The sequence below is a fragment of the Streptomyces sp. NBC_00322 genome, assembly GCF_036147535.1.
GTDB lineage: Bacteria > Actinomycetota > Actinomycetes > Streptomycetales > Streptomycetaceae > Streptomyces.
In genome coordinates, this window is sequence record NZ_CP108019.1 from 6,081,674 (window position 1) to 6,098,989 (window position 17,316).

Here is a 17,316-nt window from a genome sequence, read left to right on the forward strand (position 1 = left end):
CAGACACCTCGGGCGAGAGGCAACGATTCCGACAACGGCAGTACCGAGCGGGGCAATTCCGATCCGGGCCCCGAGCGTGCAGGTGGAGGGCGTTGGCCGCGCCGGGGCAGCAACCAGAAGGCGTTCCCACCGAGTAACTGGAGTTTGCGGACCCAGCTGCTGGCTGTGGTGCTCATCCCGATCATCACCGCACTGGTGCTCGGCGGTCTGCGGATCGGTTCGGCCGTGCAGAACGCCCAGGACATCGACAACGTCCGTCAGCTCGTCCGTCTCGTCGACAAGAGCACGGGACTGTTGGAGGAACTGGAGGACGAACGCGATCTCACCGCGTTCTATGTGGCGGCCGGGCGCACGGGCGACACGAGCCAGCTGGACACTCAGCGCTCCCAGGTCGACGCGGCGCTCGCCCGAGTCCGTGCCGAGGCCGCCCATGTCCACCGCGGGACGAATCCCGTCCTGGCCACCCGGCTCACGGCGCTCGACGCCTTGGGCGGGCCGGTGACGTCACTGCGCGACACGGTAGACCACTCGAAAATGCGGTCCCTGGCCGTGGTCAACGCATACACGGCGCTGATCGCCGAGCTCACCGACGCCCTTGACCTTCTCACGCCGGACATTGCCCACCAGACCCTTGCCGTGAGGGCCCGTGCCCTCCAGGCCTTCGCAAAGGCCGCGGAGCAAGCCTCCCGGCAACGCGCGCTGCTCGGCGGGGCGCTGACCGAGGGACATTTCGATGCGAGCGAGGCTCAGAGCCTGACCCTCGCCAGCGTGCAGCAACAGGCATTGATCCGCGAGTTCCGGTCCGGTGCGCCGCTGGCCCAGCGTCAGTTCTACGAGCGCACCGTTAACGGAAGGGACGTCGACAGGGCCGAGATACTCCAGAAGCAGGCGCTCACCCGGCAGGGCACCAGCCGCCCCCGCCTTGATGCCGGCGAGTGGTTCGAGACCATGACGAGCAAGCTCGAGCTGATGCGTCTGGTCGAGAAGCGGCTCGTCGGATCGGTCGAAGACGAGAGCTCGCGCGAGCAGCACCAGGCCGAGCGCTCAGTGTTCATCGCCTCGCTCGTCATGCTGTTGATCCTCCTGCTCGCATTCGGTGTGACACGCGCCGTCGTGCAGTCGATGGTTGCCCCCCTGCACGCCCTGCGCGCGTCCGCGCTCGATATCACGGAACGCCGCCTGCCCGAGGCGGTCCGGCTGCTGCGGGTGGGCTCCAGCGACGCCCAACTGGAGGCCGTCAAGGTGGAGCCCACGAGCGTCAATTCGACCGACGAGATCGGCGGTGTCGCCCACGCGTTCAACGACGTCTATCGCGAGGCCGTACGGCTGGCGTTCGAGCAGGCGCAGCTGCGAGGCCGCATCAACGCGATGTTCGTCAACCTCTCGCAGCGCAGCCAGTACCTCGTGGAACGGCAGCTGGAGCTGATCGACCGTCTGGAGAACGGCGAGCAGGACCCCGACCTGCTCGCCAGCCTCTTCAAGCTCGACCACCTGGCCACCCGCATGCGCCGCAATGGGGAGAACCTACTCGTCCTCGCGGGCGAGGAGGCGGGCCGCCGCTGGACCGCCCCAGTCCGGCTCGTGGATGTCCTCCGGGCCGCCACCAGTGAGGTCGAGCAGTATCAGCGTGTGCAGCTACGCGGACTGGTCACCGCGGACGTCGACGGCCGGGCAGTGAACGACATCGTTCACCTCATCGCGGAGCTGCTGGAGAACGCGACCGCGTTCTCCTCGCCGGACACCGAGGTGCTCGTCACAAGCCAGCTGCTGTCCGGCGGCGGCGCCAAGGTTGAAATCCAGGACAGCGGCATCGGCATGAGCGCAAAGGACCTTGAGGAGGCCAACGAGAGGCTCCTGAACCCGCCAGTCGTCGATGTGTCGGTCGCGCGGCGCATGGGTATGTTCGTCGTCGGCCAGCTCTCCGGCCGCCACGGCATACGCGTCCAGCTCCGCAGGTCATCCACCTGCGGCATCACATCAGTGGTCATGCTGCCCCAGAAGTTGGTGCGGGAACACGGAGATCACATGGATCCTCCCGGACTCTCAGCCAGGTACAACTCGGATGGGCGTCTCACGGGCTGGCGCAACTACGACACGACCGAGCAACTCAACGACAGCGGGCTGGCCAAACGCACGTACCGGACACGCCGTCAAGGCGCTCGCTCGGCCGGCAAGGAGAAAGGGCTACCGCGACCCGCTCCGCACCATGGGGACCCCCCGGGACGGAGTCCGGAGGAGGCCGGGTCGGGGTCCCACCGCCGAAGGCAGAGCGCGTACCCCCAGGCTCCGCATGCCGGAACGGAGGCCGAAACGCGGCACCACGTCCTGGACACGTCCATGTCCGGTGACAGTCTCAACTTCGAGGACAGGTTGCTCAACTCCGAGGCCGTCGAGTCTGAGCAGTTCCGGCGGCGGCACGCCGCCCCGTCGGTACCGGCCCCCACCGAGCTCACCGAACAGCCTCAGCTGGCCACGCCTGCCCCACCAGCCCCGCCAGACACGTCGGCCGAAGGCGCCTCGCACCGCCCCCGCTGAGGAGGCGTTGCCGTCGCGGTCGCCGCGCGGCCCTGGGCGCCTGACCTCGTCGTGAAGCCGGTTTCGGGAGCGCATCCCGGCGACCCGGCGCTGGCACTACCCACCACCTCCGTCGAGCCGGACGCCGACCTCGACACAGTGACCGCCGGCCCCACGCTCTGCAGCAACGCGTGCCCCGGGCCAGGTCAGGTCCACATGGGTCCCGAATGTGCGGAACGCGAGGCATGGAGCCCTGGCGTCAGCTCACGGTGAGGGTGCCTTTCATGTTGGGGTGGATGGTGCAGATGTAGGGATAGCTGCCGGATGTGGACGGAGCGATGAAGGTGGCTGTTTCGCCGGGATCGATGTCGCCGGTGTCGAATTTCTTGTCCCCGGTGGCGGTCAGGGTGTGCGTGACCGAGTCCTGGTTCTCGACGATGACCTTCGTTCCGGGGCGTACCTGAAGTTTCGCCGGGATGAACGTGAAGTTCTTGATCGAGATGTGCGCTGCGCCGGTGTTGGAGGTGCTGCTCGGGGCGGATGAGGCGCTGGTGGCGGGGGTGGTGGTGTCATTGCCGCTGCCGTTGCCGTCGTTCGAGCAGCCGGCCAGGGCAAGCAGGACGCAGGCTCCGCCCACTCTGAGGGCGGTGTGGACCCGGTCCGGGTAGGTGAGTGACATGCCGGGCGGACCTTTCCGACGAGGGATGCCGTGGTCTGGGCGCGGCCGGTGATCGGCCGCCGCATTCAGGTTCACCGTCTTGGGTGGCGCTCGCCAGAGCGGTACCGCCAGCCGTGACCCCGTTCACCTGAATACCGACGCGAGTCACGCTTCATGCCGGGCGCGCAGGGGAGCGCCGATATGGCTGGGCAGCGGTGGTGTGTTGGCGGGCAGCGGTCCGGTGCGGGTCCGCAGGGCTGAGTACGGACGTTCGCTCCACGGGCCCACGGGCCCACCGGGCGACCGGCGCGACGAGTGCGGTCAGCCCGACCCCCTCGGCTGGGCGAGGCGGCCGGCCGGCAAGGTGGCGGTGGGTATCGGGAGGCTGTCGCGTGCGGTGCTGCGAAGGTCCCGCACGTATTGCTCGCGCGGTACGAGTTGGGCGCCCAGGCCGCGGACGTGCGGGCTGTCCCGCTGCGCGTCGAGCAGCACGCCGCCGGCCTGGGCGAATCGCGCCGCGAGGTCGGACACCGCGACCTTCGAGGCACCGGGACGGTGGAAGAACATCGAGTCCATGCTGAAGACCGATCCGACCCGGACGCCGAAGACGCCGCCGACCAGATCGCCGTCCTCCCACACCTCGACGCTGTGGGCATGGCCCAGCTCCTGCAGGCGGATCAAACTTGCGATCAGCTCTTCGGTGAGCCACAGGGGGTCGCGATCGGCGCCGCATTCGCGGACGACCTGCTCGAACCTCTGGTTCAGGCTGGTCGACCACGGCAGCTGGTTGCGCAGCCGCCGGGCGAGGCTTCGGCTGAGGTGCGCGGCCGAGACGGGCAGCACCGGCCTGGGGTCGGGCGACCACCAGGAGACGGCGTAGGGATCGGCCGATTCCTCCCCCACGAGCGGGATGCGGCCCTCTTCGACCTGATCGGCGAAGACCACCTCGTTGAGGACGCGGGTGTACTCGTCGGACGCCGGGAACGGATAGGCCCCGGCGCGGTAGGCCGCGAGGAGGCCGGCGGGACTGAGGTCGGCGGAGAAGGCCACCGGACCGTCGGGCGGCGCTTTCCGTACGTCCAGCGCCTCCCAGTCGGGGCATCGGTTCACCACCGTGTCGCTCCGTGCGCTTGGCTGTTCCCGGGCCGGACGTAGTCGGCCTGGGAAAGGTAGTCGATGTAGCGGTCCATCATCTCCGCGTCCACCGGCGGGATGTCGATCCCTGCGTCCGTCAGCGCCCGTTCCGCGTTGTCGCGGGTGAACTCCGGGAAAACGCCCTGGAAGTACATCTCGCTCACGGTGATGTCGGCGCGGCTGCAACGGTCGACGAAGAGCGGGACGAACGGGGTTATCGGGTCGGTCGGGTGCCCGGCCGCGTACTTCACCAGAATGGCTATCCACTCGGCGTAGGGGATCTCCTGGACCGGGTAACCGCGCTGGCGCAGGCGCTCGGCAAGCGAATGCAGCAGCGTGGAACGGGGGTTGGTGAGGTGGTAGACCTCGCCGCGAGCGGGATGGCGGGTGGAGATGTGTCCGATTGCGCGGGCGAGGTGGTCGGCCGGCAGGAAGTCCAGCGGCAGCCGGACGTCAGGGCACAGCCCGGTCCGAGCGATGAAGCCGAAGAGGGCGGCCAACTCGCTGCTGGTGTTCATCACGCTGGTTCCGCTGCCGCCCGTGATGTCCATCAGGCGGTAGATGGCGACCGGCAGGCCCGCATCGGACGCCTTCTTCAGCAGCGCCTCGCCGACCCATTTGGCCTCCACGTATCCCACCGACAGATAGTCCGGGAAGCGAAGCGGCGTGCTCTCTGTCACCTCGCGCACCCCGGCCGGCCCGAATCCGGCGAGCACCGCCATGCTGGAGGTGAAGTGGACGGGGACGGCCCTGTCGGCGGCCAGGCGGATGATCTCGTATGTTCCCTCGACGTTGGCGGCGCGCAACTCGTGGTACGGGTAGATGAAGTTGACCTGGCCGCCGAAGTGGTAGACGGCGTCGATGGTCGACCCCAGCTCCTCGAACAGGCAGGGAGACAGCCCCAGTCCGGGCTTGGCCAGATCGCCGACGAGAGGCTGGACGCGCTCACTGGACAGATCGCTGAGGACGTACCGCTTGTGGCTCGCGCGGATCCTCTCCATGCCGTCGAGGTCGTCGGAGGCCCTGACCAGACACAGGATCCGTCCCGTCGTCCTGCGCAGCAGCTCGTCGATCATGTACGCGCCGCAGAACCCCGTCGCCCCGGTGAGGAGGACGTCGCCGGGTTGCTCAGGGTGCGGAGCCGGCGCGTCACGGCCTATCGCCGGAACGCTTCGATCGGTCTCGGCGGCGAAGTCGACGCTCCCGCCTTCCGGGTGGGCCAGGGTGCCGGCACGTGCCTGGCGCACGGACTCGGTGAAAGCGGCGAGCATCGGCTGCTGAAGCAATGAGCGGGTCAGCTCGCGGATCTGTGTGACGCCGATGCCGAAGATGACGCGGGTCCGGGCGAGCATCTCCATGGCCAGCAGCGAGTTGCCGCCCAGCTCGAAGAAGTCGTCGTGCGGACGGACGTACTCCACACCCAGGATCTGGCTCCACAACTGGGCCATCCCCTGCGGCACCGGGCGGTCGTCGCCGGTAGCCGTCGTCCCCGCGGTCTTGGTTTCCGGCACGGCCTTGCGGTCGAGCTTTCCGCTGGGCGCGACGGGCAGTTGTTCCACCGCGTGGAAGGCTGCCGGGATCATGTAGCCCGGCAGGACCTCGGTGAGTGCCGACCGCAGCCGTGTGCGCAGCGCCGCTTCGCCGCCGGCCGGCTGTGCGGCCGGCGTGTAGTACGCGATGAGGTGCCGGTCGCCGTTGTTGCGCGCCCGAGCCACCACCATCGCCTGGCCGATCTCCGGGTGGGAGATGAGCGCGGCCTCGATCTCGGCCGGGTCGACCCGGAACCCGCGGATCTTCATCTGGTCGTCGACCCGGCCCAGGACTTCCAGGTTGCCGTCCGGGCGCCGGCGGCCCAGATCTCCGGTGCGATACATCCGGTCCCCCGGAGCGGAGCCGTGCGGGTCGGGCAGGAACTGCTGTGCGGTCAGGGCGGGTTGCCGCCAGACACCGCGCGCCAGCCCCGGGCCGCCGATGTAGATCTCGCCGCGCTCGCCCTGCGGCACCGGGCGCAGTTCGGCGTCGAGCACGTGGACGTGACTCCCGTCCAAGGCCCTCCCGATGGGGGCGACGGCGGTGTCCGGCGCTGCGAGCACTTCCTCGTTGAGGTCGCAGAGCGTGGAGGTGATGGTGGTCTCGGTGAGCCCGTAGGCGTTGACGAGTCGCGCGCCGGGGATCCGGCGCAGAATGGCGCGACAGTCCTTCGCGGTGACGATCTCGCCGCCGACGATGACGAGCCTCAGCGACGCGAGGATCTCGCCGCGGTCCGCGACGGAGACGATCCGGTGCCAGAAGGCGGGGGTCAGGTCGGCGACGGAGATCCCGTGCTCGGGGAGGCGGTGCAGCAGGTCGGTGGGTGCCCAGGTCTGTGTTCCCGCGAGGACGAGCGTCCCGCCGCTGATCAGCGTGGCGAAGACCTGCTCCAGCGAGGTGTCGAAGCCGAGCGCCGCGGCGTGCAGCACCCGGTCGCCGGGCCTCAGTTGGTATGCCCGGGCCACCGTGGTGAGGGAGTGGGCCAGCGACCTGTGGGTGATCATCACACCCTTGGGGGGTCCGGTGGATCCGGAGGTGTAGATCACGTAGGCGAGGTCGTCCGGCAGGGGGCCGTGTGCCGGCGGAATTCCCTCCAGCGGCGCCTGCGGCTGTTCCCCGGCGTAGACGATCCGCGCCTCGCACCCGGCGAACAACGGGGCGTGCTCGCGGCTCGAGACGATGTGGCGTGAACCGGTCTCCCCGACCAGTGCGACGATCCGTTGCTGCGGAGTCGCCGGGTCGAGGGGGAGGAACGCGCCGCCGGAGCTCAGTACTGCCAGCAGCGCGACGATCAGCTCGGGCTCGCGGTCGAGGCACACGGTGACGATGGACTCCGCGCCGACGCCCGACTCCCGCAGTTCGTGGGACAGCCGGTCGGCTCGGCCGGTCAGCTCGGCGTAGCTGAGCCGGCCCTCGTCCGAGAGCACAGCGAGAGCGGACGGCTCATCCCGCGCCCGCTCCCGGACCAGCTCGGGCACGGTGTTCGGCCAGGAGCCCGGAGGCCGCTGCTCGGCGCGGGCGCTCGCGGGCCGCATGTCGGTCCACAGGTGTTCGACCAGGCTCCCGCACTCCGCGGCGGACGCCGGTCCGCCGATCCGACGCCACCCGTCCGGAATCCGGCGATCAGCGGGCCAGATCGTGTACTGCTCCTCGTCGTTGCGCAGCACGACGGACGGCACAGCCGACTCTGCCGGAGCGTCCTGACGTGTCGTCACCTCGGGTCTCCCGCCTCGCGCGGCGTCCTGCGGAGCACGGCCCGCGCCCCTCGCGGGAGAGGCCGGGTCCATCACCGCTTCCTCTCCGCGGGCGCCTCCTCAGGCAATCCGGTCAGGCGGCCGAGCGGCGGTGCGAGGACGAGCTGCTCCGCCTCCTCGGCGCTGACCGGCTCGGCGAAGAGGTATCCCTGACCGAACTTGCAGCCAATGGAGGTCAGCAACTCCTGCTGCCTCACGTCCTCCACTCCTTCGGCGATCACCGTGAGGCCGAGTGTGTCCGCGAGATGGGTGATGCCCTCGACAAGGGCGTACTGTTCGGGTGAGCGCCCGAGTTCGTCGACGAACGACTTGTCGATCTTGAGTATCGAGATCGGGAACTCACGCAGATAGCTCAGCGACGAGTAGCCCGTTCCGAAGTCGTCGATCGCGATGCGGATCCCGAGGTCGGTGAGCGAACTCATCTCGGCCAGGATGCGTTCGTCGTTGTACATCAGCACGCTCTCGGTCAGTTCCAGTACGAGAGACGACGGTTCGATGCCGGAGAGATCCAGGGCGCGCCGGATCACCTGGTAGAACTCCGCGTCTCGGAACTGACGCGGCGACACATTCACGCTGACGTAAGGCTGGATGCGGTCGGCGGTCCCGTCGCGCAGCACGGAGCCCTGCCACCGGACAGCCTCGGCCGCGGCCTGATCGAGCACCCAGGCGCCGAGCGGTACGATCTGTCCGCTCTCCTCGGCCAGCGTGATGAACTGCTCCGGCAGCACCATGCCGCGCGTGGAGGGCCAGCGAACGAGCGCCTCGAAGCCGGAGATCCGCCCGCTGGCCAGCTCCACGATGGGCTGGTAAAGCACCAGGAACGAAGTCTCGATCGGCGAACTGTCCAGGCCCTCCTGCAACTTGGCACGCTCGGCCATGCCGCTCTGCAGCTCCGGTTGGTAACGGCGCCACTGGCGCTTGCCCGCCGTCTTCGCCGCGTACAGCGCGAGATCGGCGTGTGTCAGCAGTTCGACCGAGTCGATGCTGTCCTCCGTCGTCGCGACGCCGATGCTCGCGTATGTGCTCACCGGCCCCACACTGAGCCGGAACGTCTCGGCGAACACGGTCATCACGTTTTCGGTGAACCGCTCCACGCCCTCGGGCCCAATGGAGCCCTCCACCAGCAGTGCGAACTCGTCGCCGCCGATGCGCGCGGCGGTGTCGGAGGCACGGACGGTGGTCGACAGCCGGAGTGACAGCGCGACCAGGAGTTCGTCGCCCACACTGTGGCCGTGTATGTCGTTGACGACCTTGAAGTCGTCCACGTCGACGAAGAGCACGCCGACCACCGTGCCGTCGCGCTGAGCCTGAACCAGTGCGTGGTTGACCCGTTCCTGGAAGAGGATGCGGTTGGCCAGGCCGGTGAGCGGGTCGTGGAACGCCTGGTGGGTGAGTTCGCGTTCGAGCTTGCGCTGTTCGGTCACGTCCTGCAGGGTGAGCACCACCCCACCGACGGTCGCCTCCTCGCGCAGATCGCTCCACCTCACCTCGACCTCGATGGTTGCCCGGTCGGTGCGGACCATGCGCCAGTGCTCGCGCCTGCCCTGGTGTTCGCGGGTCCGTATCCGGCCGAGCGTCTCGACCACCGCGCGGCTGTCCTGCGGCGGCACCAGATCGATGAGGAGGGTGCCCTCCAGGTCCGGAATGCCGAGCACCTGGTCGGCGGAGGGGCTGGCGTAACGGATCCGGTCGTCGTCGTCGAGGATCAGGATGACGTCGGAGGCGTTCTGCACCAGCGTGCGGAAGTACACCTCGCTGTTGCGCCGGTTGACTTCCTGTGCGAGGGCGACCCGTGCCACGGCAAGTGCCGTCTGAGCGGCGAGAGTCGCCAGCGTTTCGCGGAGCACGAGCAGGTCCTGCTCGTCCCCGGCCACGATCAGCGCCCCGATCAGCGGATCGCCCGCGGGGTGATCCTGCGAGCTGAGCGGGCAGACGAGCGCCTGGGGGGTGCGGGTCGGCCCCTCGTCCGGGCCCGTGAGGCAGTCGGCGAGATCGGGCCCCAGACCGTCGAGGGGCACCAGGCGGTTCTCGCCGGACGCGGTCAGTTCCCGTACGGCCGCGGTCACCCGCGCGGCCGCGGGCCCGCGTACGCCGCTGTGCGCCCCGTTCACCCAGAGCGTGTTGTCCGGCGGGGTGAGCAGCGCGGAACGCGGCGGGCCGTGCGGCATCAGCTCCGTCACGGCCAAGTGGGCGGAGGCGGCCACATCCCGCACATCGCCCGCTCCGCCCAGCGACGACACCGCGATGCGCAGCACCTTCTCCCGGCCGACCGCCTGCCGGTGGGTTGCCGCCACGCCCGCCAGGCGGTAGAGCACGAGGACGAAGAGCACCGCGGAGAACACTCCGATGACGCCGACATTGGACCTCACGCCGCGCAGCGCCTCGATCAGGAGGATTGCCGGCGCGATCAGCGACGCCAGGGTGAGCAGGCTCAGCCGGCCCACACCGGTCTCACCGCGCCATGCCACCGGCTGGGTCAGCGACCGCATGGACGGATGGAGCGCGGCGGCCGCCCAGGCGCCGTACAGGACGGCCCAGCCGAGCTCGACAACGCTACCCGTGCGCCACGTTCCGTTCAGTTGTATCAGGCCGTAAGCCACGTCTGCGGCGAGCAGGCCGACGGTGCCCGCGGTGAGCAGCATGAGCGCGGGGCTCCTGCCGCCACGGCCGGCGAGCAGGCGCACCAGCATCGCCAGGACGAGGATGTCGCCGAGCGGATAGGCGATGGAGAACGCCTTCTGCACCCAGGTGAGACCCGCGATGTGGGCGAGCGGATCGATGAGGAAGATCCACGAAAGCAGCGCCAGGCCGACTGTCAGCGTCAGTGCGTCGACGAGGCTCGCCCGGTCGCGCCACCCCGTGCGCCAGTGGACGAAGCCCAGCAGCCCGGCCGCATAGAGCGGATATGCCGCGAGATAGAAGCCGTCGGCGATCGACGGAAACGGCATCTCCTCCTGGAGCAAGTCGATGAGGATGATCTGGGTGGCCTCGCCCGCGGCGAAGGCGAAGTTTCCCGCGGCGAGCAACAGCCAGGGGAGTCGATGCGCCGGGCGGTTGAGAAAGACGCCCAGGACAATACCGATGACGCCGAGCGCTCCAATTCCTACGAAGATCAGCCGATGCTGCGGAAATGTGTAGTAGAGCGCCGTCAGCAGGACGATGCATGCGCTGACGGCGGCCATCGCGGCCAGGCTTCGCAGTCGCGGATTCACCCCAACTCACCTCCAGGGAGGGCTACTTGTCGGGCGGACCGAGCTGGGCGAACGGCACCGGGCGTCGGCGGAGAAGCCCGTGGGATCGGGCTGAAAAAGGAGAATTTCTCCGGGGCCGGGATTCGGTCCTGGTTGCCTGGGAACGCGATCGCCGGTATACGCAGTCACCGGTATACTCGGTCGCCGGTATACGGGCTCCTTCTCGCCGAGACATCGACGTGTCTTTCATCCAGCTTACCCGGCTCGCCATTTCCCGCACGCGCAAGGAGAGATGCCCCAACACGCAAGGATAAATACCGCGTCGCGTCGCGAGATGCCGTGCCATACGTGAAAATGGTGGACGCCGCGTCGCGTCGCGAGATGCCACGTCATACGTGAAAATGGAGGACGCGGAAACCGGACCGGATCCGCCCAGCGACGATCGGCTCCTGATGGAGCGTGGAGTCCCATGCTCTCCGATTACCGCCGGATCTTCTCTCCTGCAGGCACTCTGCTCTTCTCCGCCGCGGGCTTCATTGCGCGTCTTCCACTGGCGATGATCGGCGTCGGCATCATCACCATGCTGTCGCAACTCGGCGTCGAGTGGTGGCTCGCCGGCTCGGTCTCCGCCACGCAGGCGCTCGCCGCCGCGGCGATCGGACCGCAGATCTCCCGGCTGGTGGACCGTCACGGCCAGCGCCGGGTCGTCCTCCCGGCGATGGCCGTCACGGTCGCCGCCATCGGTGCGCTGCTGCTGTGCGCCCGGTACGCCGCCCCGGCCTGGACGCTTTACATCACGGCGGCGGTAGCCGGCTGCATGCCCAGCATGGGCGCGCTCGTCAGGTCCCGCTGGGCGGAGATCTACCTGCAGTCACCGCGGCTGCTGCACACCGCGTACTCGCTGGAGTCGGTGCTCGACGAGGTGATCTACGTCGTCGGCCCGGCCCTGGCGATCACCCTGTCGACCAGCGTCAGCGCTGAGGCCGGACCGCTGGCGGCCGCGGTCCTGCTCGCCGTCGGCGTCCTGCTGTTCGCCGCCCAGCGGCGTACGGAACCGCCGGTGCGCCACGAGTCGCAACGCCCCGGGGGCAGCGTGCTGCGTATCCCGGGACTCGGCCTGTTGGTGCTGACGCTGACGTCGGTGGGCGTGGCCTACGGTTCGGTGGAGGTCGCGACGGTGGCGTTCGCCGACGCACACCACCACAAGGGGTTCTCCGGCCTGCTGCTGGGCGTGTACGCGCTCGGCTCGGGTCTGGCGGGCGCGGTCTTCGGCGCGATCAGGCCCCGGGGGGCGATCACGCGGCGGTTGCTGGTCAGCGTCTGCGCGATGGCGGTGACGATGGCACCGCTGTTGTTCGCGCCGAGTCTCGCGGCGCTGGCCGGGATGCTCTTCGTGGCGGGCATGGCCATCGCGCCGACCCTGATCACCGCGATGGGGCTGGTGAGCCACCTGGCGCCGGCCGCTCAGCTCACCGAGAGCATCACCTGGCTCGTCTCGGGCCTTTCCGTCGGGGTGGCGCTGGGCTACGCCGCGTCCGGATGGGTGGTCGACGTGGCGGGGGCCTCGGCGGGCTACCGCGTGCCGTGCGCGGCGGCCCTGCTCGCCGCCGCGACGGTCTCCCTCGCCCTGCCACGGCTGACCCGCGCCGGCGTGCAGTGAGCGCGGCCGGGCTGCCCCGCGTGCGCCCCCGACCCAGCTCTCACAGGGCGCGGTGGTTCCTGCGTTGGCAGCCGAGCAGCTGGGTGGCGTCGTCAGTCCGTCGCGAGGGAGATCTCCGTCGACTTGATCAGCGCGACGACCGAGGACCCCGCCGTCAGGCCCAGATCGGCCACCGCGTCCTTCGTGATCGCGGCCGTCAGCTCGCCGCCGACGACGCCGATCTTGACGCTCGCCATCGCGCCGCCGGAGGTGATGCCGTTGACCGTGCCCGGGATCTGATTGCGGATGCTCAGGCCCTCGACCGCGGCCGTGGCCAGGGAGACCTCCGTGGACTTCACCAGGACGCGTACGGCCGAGCCCGGCGCGAGGCCCAACTCCTGGGCGGCCTCCAGCGTGATCGCGGCGGTGATTTCCTGGCCGCCCTCCAGGCGGACCTTGACGGCCGCCATGACCTCGCCGGGACTGACGGAGACGACCGTGCCGGGGATCTGATTGCGGATGCTCAGGCTCATGGAGGCACCGTAGCCAGGGGCGCGGGCGGAGGCGGGTCGGCGCGCTTGGGGCATCCACCTGTTACCCGGCGGCGGTCGGACGAGCCGAACGCACGTGGGCGCGCCCCTCATCGGGGCGCGCCCACGGGTCTGGTGACCGCCGGTCAGAAGGACGAGACCCGCAGGAGGCTCTCCTTGGTGCCGTCGGGGTCCTGGGAGGGCCAGGTCCAGTCGAGGCTGCCGGCGGCCTGCAGGGCCGTCTTGACGCTCTGGGGTGATGCGGTGGGGTGCGTGGCTCGGTACAGCGCTGCGCCGCCCGCGACGTGGGGTGCCGCCATCGAGGTGCCGGACAGCGTCGAGTAGCCGCCGAACTTGAAGGTGGAGCGGATGCACACGCCCGGCGCGATCAGGTCGACGTCGGCGCCGTAGTTGGAGAAGTCGGCGAAGGTGTCGTCCTGGTCGTCGCGGCAGGTGGGCTGGCCCAGGCCTCCGGACTTGCCGTCGAAGTCGGCCAGGGCGCTGACGGTGATCACTTCGTCGTACGCGGCGGGGACGGTGTTCTTCGCGTCGGCGTGGGAATTGGCCGCCGCAACGGTGTAGGTGACGCCCTTGGCGACCGAATCGCAGATCGCCCGGTGCTCGGCATCGCCGTTGGTCCTGCCGCAGTTGCCGTCGTCGGTACCCTCGCCGCCCAGACTCATGTTGGCGACGTCGATCTGGTCGGCGTGCTGGGTGACGTAGTCGATGCCGCAGATGACGTCCGACGTGCTGCCCCAGCCGGCGGCGTTGAGCACCTGCACCGGCCAGATCCGGACACCCGGTGCCATACCGACAACTCCGGTGCCGTTGTCCAGAGCGCCGATGATTCCGGCGACATGGGTGCCGTGGCCGTGGAAGTCCTCGGGCTGCAGGAAGGGGATCGTGCAGTTCTTGGCCCCGGCTTTGTACACATTCAGGTCCGGGTGGCTCAGATTGACACCGGTGTCGATGACCGCGACATCAGCATTGACCCGGGTGTCCTTGCCGTCGATGGCGGCGGTGGGGCTCAGGTCGGCCTCCGCACGGTCCACACCGGTCGGGACCGACTGGGCGGCGGCTCGTACCCACTGGTCGGGCTGCACCGAAACCTGGGGGTCGGCGGCGAGCGCGGCTGCGGCGCTCGGGGTCATGGATGCCGCGTAGCCGTGGACGGCGTAACGGTAGACGTGGTGCACCACGGCACCGAAGGTGGAGGCCTGCTCCACAGCCGCGTCCACAGCCTCGTCCATTTCGGCTTCCCCGCGAGTGGTGGTGTCCGCGAGGGTCACGATGTACCGGCCGGGGATCTGGCCGGACGGGACAGACTCCTTGGCCGCGGTAGGAGTCGGTGAAGCAGTCAGCAGGGCAAGAGCAAGGAGGGCGGCGCCGAAAAGTTTGGACATCCCGGACCTTTCGTGAGAGCGGTGGGGGCGAGCCAACCCGGCAATTCCGGGGCATTTGCCCTGGAAATAATCGGTTCGCTATCGCGCTCACAGCTAGCAGGTTTGCGGCGACGCGACAGCCCGACATACGGCGACCAGGGGATTCTCTGACCCTCTGTCAACCATGTGGCCCTGTACGTGCCTTCGCTGCCTCGCCCTGCCGCCTGGACCGGTTCGAGGCCCGGGGCCCTGCGGGTCCGTTGCGGGGACCGGCCCGGCGCGCCTGCTGGGCGTCAGTGCCGACACCGCGCGCCGCTGGGCCGACGCCGGCCGTGATCTGGCCGCCTTCTCGGCCGAGGTCGCCCAGAATGGCACCGGCGACGAGGAGGTCTCGTACACCTCGGCTTGCAATCCGCTTCTTTCGCAGTGGCGTCGCCCGTCCCCGACGCGGCTTTGCCCTACCGCTACCCTCCTCGACGGCTTCTGCGGCGTCTGCGGGCTTCTGGTCGTCGCCATCCGGACCTCGTCGCCGCAGGCGGCAGCCGAAACCGGCCTCGCCGAAGAGGCTTCCGTATGGACAAGTGTCAAGGCGACGGAAGCCGTTGTTGTCATTCTGTGAGTAATGATCGCCGAACAGGGCGGGAAACCGGCCAACTCTGAACAAAAGTCGAGCACTCTTTTTCCTTTCCCGGCAGCGGTCGGAATGGTCGCCGGTTCCGGAACTCTTGTTCCCCGCCTGGGGTTTGTGTAAGGGTGAGCTTCCTCGCGTCTGAACATGGTGATTCTTGTTCAATCGTTCGAATTCCACTGCGGTATAGACCAAGTAGGGCGCATCCTTTCAAGTGACAGAAATTTCTCCGGGCCGTCAACCGGGACCTGGGGAACCGGCAACCGTTCAACCCCCCACCGCAATGCCCTGGATGGAAACACGTCTATGCAGAATCCCCGTACTCCGGGTCCCGTCCCTCCCTCTCGCACCGGCCTCAGCTCCGGGGACTCCGACGAAGGTCTCGCGGCGACACTGCGGACCAGCGGGGGGGCGGACGAGATACGTCCCGTAGCAGTGCTGCTGGCGAGGCACTGGCAACCCGTCTTCGACTACACGTCGATCTGCACTCCATCGGCCACGGCGGCGTCCATGCTCGCCACGGCCGCCTGCAACAAGGTGTTGGAGAATCTCCGGCAGGTGCGGACGACGGCCGCGCTTCGTCCGCTTCTCTTGGTGACTGCCCGTCAAATCGGCAAGGCGTGGGCGGCCGACGAGCGGATCACCGCACTGCCCGAACTCCAGAATCCGGACACCGGCCGCTCCGTTCCGGTCGACATGTTCACCATCCCGGAGAATCGGACCCTCGTCGCGCGGGCATTCCAGGCATTGCCCGGGCCCGCCCAATGCCTGCTGTGGCACGCCGAGGTCGAGGGTGAGGGCATATCCGTACCGGCTGGTTTGCTGGCCATTGATCCGCGGGGCGCGGCGGCACAGCTGGAGCAGGCCCGGGAAATCTTCCGGGCGGCGTGCCTGCGGCTGCACGTGGAGCTGGCCCCGGACAGCGAATGCCGCCACTTCAGCAGGCTGCTCGACGTGTCCCTGCGGCGGGGCGGCATGCTGATCCCCGACATCAAGGCGCACTTGGCGAAGTGTCAGCACTGCCGCTTCGGCGCGGAACAACTCGACCAGGTCGGCGACCGGCTGGCCCTGTTGCTGGCCGAGGCCGTACTCGGCCGGGCCGCTCAGCCCTATCTCGACTCGCGGCCCGCCCGCAACAGCGCCCGCTTCCAGGCGAGGGCCGCCAGGGCGGAGGGGGTGTCCGGGGTCGCCGGCGTGCCCGCGGCGGTACGCGGCGCCGGACGGCACTCGCGGGGCGGACGCCCGCGCGCACTGCCCCGCCTCTCGCTGACCCCGCGCGGGCGAGGCGCGTTCGTCACCGGGCTCGGGATCGTGACCGGCCTCCTCGTCGTCGGAACCGCCGTCACCGAACTCTGGCCGGACGGCGGCAGCCACGCGGGGCCCGCCGTCCCGAGCGGCTCCGTCACGGCGATGCCCGCGCCCGGATCCCGTACCCCCTCCCGCCCCGGCCCCCAGCCGTCCACCACCTCCGCCGCGATGCCGACCGGCCCGCTGAACACCAGGCTGCGCAATGTCGGCGCGGGCCTGTGCCTCGACATCAAGGACCAGAGGGTGGAGGCCGGCGCGGAGGCGACGATGGCGGAGTGCTCGTCGGCGGTGACCCAGCAGTGGGTGTACGAGACGGACGGGCTGCTGCGCAGCGCGGCGGCCGTCGATCTCTGCCTCGACTCCCACGAGCTGGACGGGGTTGCCGAACTCGGCGCCTGTACGCAGGCGTTGGCGGCCGATGCGGGGGATGTGCGCTACGACCTGACGATCCAGGGCGATGTGATCCCGCGCTGGAACGACGGACTGGCTCTCGTGCCCGCGTCGGCCGAGGCCGGGTCGGCGGTGGTGGTCAAGATGAGGGACGGGTCGCCGGGGCAGCGATGGGCCACTGACAACGTTGCCGCACGGGTGCCGAGGGCGCGGCCGAGCGCGGACACGGGACGTCCCTCGACCAAGGAGGTCAACGTGCCGCCCGCAGGGGGCTCCGGCAGCGCGCCCGCCGGAACGGGCACGGCGCCGGACCCGGCGCCGACGCAGCGATACGGCGAGACCCGCTCGAGCGTGCGCCGCGTCAACGACGGCGGTACCGGCTTGGGCTCCGAGGTCGCTCCGGGCGCGGATCGCGCGCTCCGGGTGCGCCCGGCGGCTGCGACGAGCCTGGTGAGGTCGACGTTCGGGGGCGCGACCGGAGCGCTGAATTCGAGGGTCCCCGACAAGGCGGAGGCTGATCCGGCGGCCGGAACTGAGCCCGTCGGGGCTCGTGTCAAGGCCGCCCCCGCTCATCCTGACCGAGAGTCACTCTGACTGGAGAGAGCTACTTGCCGCTTCGCGGCAGCTTCGGCGGCGCAGGGCTGCCGGAGCTGCCCGG

General features: G+C 69.4%; 9 protein-coding genes and 2 pseudogenes. 5 read left to right on the forward strand and 6 right to left on the reverse strand.

The annotated features are described in order from the left end of the window. Window positions 1-144 precede the first annotated feature (144 nt). Window positions 145-2,535, forward strand: a complete 2,391-nt coding sequence (locus OG905_RS27825; protein WP_328678111.1) for a sensor histidine kinase — start codon at window positions 145-147, stop codon at window positions 2,533-2,535. Window positions 2,536-2,556: 21 nt separating this feature from the next. Then, window positions 2,557-2,694, forward strand: a pseudogene (locus OG905_RS39215) (ATP-grasp ribosomal peptide maturase); the annotation flags it as partial. A 79-nt stretch (window positions 2,695-2,773) separates the two neighbouring features. On the opposite strand, the gene OG905_RS27830 reads toward OG905_RS39215, so the two are convergent. The 4 genes from OG905_RS27830 to OG905_RS27845 all read right to left on the reverse strand — a co-directional run bounded on the left by OG905_RS27830 (window position 2,774) and on the right by OG905_RS27845 (window position 10,802). Next, a complete protein-coding gene (locus OG905_RS27830; protein ID WP_328678113.1) occupies window positions 2,774-3,193 on the reverse strand; it encodes a cupredoxin domain-containing protein in 420 nt (139 codons plus the stop codon). A 300-nt stretch (window positions 3,194-3,493) separates the two neighbouring features. Then, on the reverse strand, window positions 3,494-4,282 hold the full coding sequence (locus OG905_RS27835; RefSeq protein WP_328678115.1) for a leucyl/phenylalanyl-tRNA--protein transferase: 789 nt from the start codon (window positions 4,280-4,282) through the stop codon (window positions 3,494-3,496). After that, the gene (locus OG905_RS27840) at window positions 4,279-7,551 is read right to left on the reverse strand and encodes an amino acid adenylation domain-containing protein (protein ID WP_328678117.1); all 3,273 of its coding nucleotides are present in this window, start codon (window positions 7,549-7,551) and stop codon (window positions 4,279-4,281) included. Before OG905_RS27840 ends, OG905_RS27835 begins: the two co-directional genes overlap by 4 nt. A gap of 71 nt (window positions 7,552-7,622) precedes the next feature. Next, the gene (locus OG905_RS27845) at window positions 7,623-10,802 is read right to left on the reverse strand and encodes a putative bifunctional diguanylate cyclase/phosphodiesterase (RefSeq protein ID WP_328678119.1); all 3,180 of its coding nucleotides are present in this window, start codon (window positions 10,800-10,802) and stop codon (window positions 7,623-7,625) included. Window positions 10,803-11,250: 448 nt separating this feature from the next. Between OG905_RS27845 and OG905_RS27850 the strand changes: the two genes are divergently transcribed. Beyond that, window positions 11,251-12,441: an MFS transporter gene (locus OG905_RS27850; RefSeq protein ID WP_328678121.1), complete on the forward strand. Its 1,191-nt coding sequence runs from the start codon at window positions 11,251-11,253 to the stop codon at window positions 12,439-12,441. 92 nt (window positions 12,442-12,533) lie between these two features. On the opposite strand, the gene OG905_RS27855 is transcribed toward OG905_RS27850, so the two are convergent. Continuing rightward, a complete protein-coding gene (locus tag OG905_RS27855) occupies window positions 12,534-12,953 on the reverse strand; it encodes a TOBE domain-containing protein (RefSeq protein ID WP_328678122.1) in 420 nt (139 codons plus the stop codon). A 143-nt stretch (window positions 12,954-13,096) separates the two neighbouring features. Beyond that, entirely contained in the window at window positions 13,097-14,353 is a 1,257-nt protein-coding gene (locus tag OG905_RS27860; protein ID WP_328678124.1) for a S8 family peptidase, read from the reverse strand. A gap of 196 nt (window positions 14,354-14,549) precedes the next feature. Here OG905_RS27860 and OG905_RS27865 point away from each other — a divergent pair. Both OG905_RS27865 and OG905_RS27870 read left to right on the forward strand, forming a co-directional pair. Continuing rightward, window positions 14,550-14,744: pseudogene (locus OG905_RS27865) on the forward strand (hypothetical protein); the annotation flags it as partial. A 522-nt stretch (window positions 14,745-15,266) separates the two neighbouring features. Next, window positions 15,267-17,252, forward strand: coding sequence for an RICIN domain-containing protein (locus tag OG905_RS27870; protein WP_328678126.1), 1,986 nt, complete (start codon window positions 15,267-15,269; stop codon window positions 17,250-17,252). The last annotated feature ends 64 nt before the right edge of the window (window positions 17,253-17,316 follow it).